At 58.9% G+C, this 644-nt stretch carries 1 protein-coding gene; it reads right to left on the minus strand.

Annotated elements, in window-relative coordinates:
* Positions 1–644, minus strand: a 644-nt coding sequence (locus AD928_RS00035) for an IS3 family transposase (RefSeq protein WP_062247295.1), incomplete at both ends; no start/stop codon positions are given.

The following is a 644-nucleotide window of genomic DNA, read 5'->3' on the forward strand; positions in this document are numbered from 1 at the left end:
CCGGGGTTAACCCCGGACCAGATGGCGTCGGCACGTTATGATACGCCTCATCGGGCGTTCGTCCAGCCAGCGCCGTATGCGGACGCCTTTCGTTATAATGGGCGATCCATCTGCCAAGCCCGGCCCTCAGCTCTGATCCGGTCTCGAACGCGTGCAGGTAGACGCATTCATATTTCAGCGACCGCCACAGACGCTCGATGAACACGTTGTCCAGCCATCGCCCACGCCCGTCCATACTGATGCGGATCTGACGCTCTTCCAGTATCCCGGTGAAACGGGGTGTCGTAAATTGCGACCCCTGGTCAGTATTGAAAATGTCCGGGGCGCCATAGCGCATGAGGGCATCCTGTAGCGCCTCGATACAGAACTCCACGTCCATCGTGTTCGACAGACGCCAGGACAGGACCTTGCGCGTGAACCAGTCCATGATCGCCACGAGATAGAGAAATCCCCGTTTCATGGGAATATATGTGATATCGGAACACCAGACCTGGTCAGGCCGATTGATGACCAGATCCCGTAGCAGATATGGATATTTCCGATGCTCCGGATGGGGCACGGTCGTGCGCGGCTTCTGGTAGATCGCCCGCAGGCCCATGATCGCCATGAGCCGCCGGACCCGCTTGCGGCCCACTTCATGTCCC

Origin of the sequence: Acetobacter cerevisiae (assembly GCF_001580535.1) — a bacterium.
Classification (GTDB): Bacteria; Pseudomonadota; Alphaproteobacteria; order Acetobacterales; family Acetobacteraceae; genus Acetobacter; species Acetobacter cerevisiae.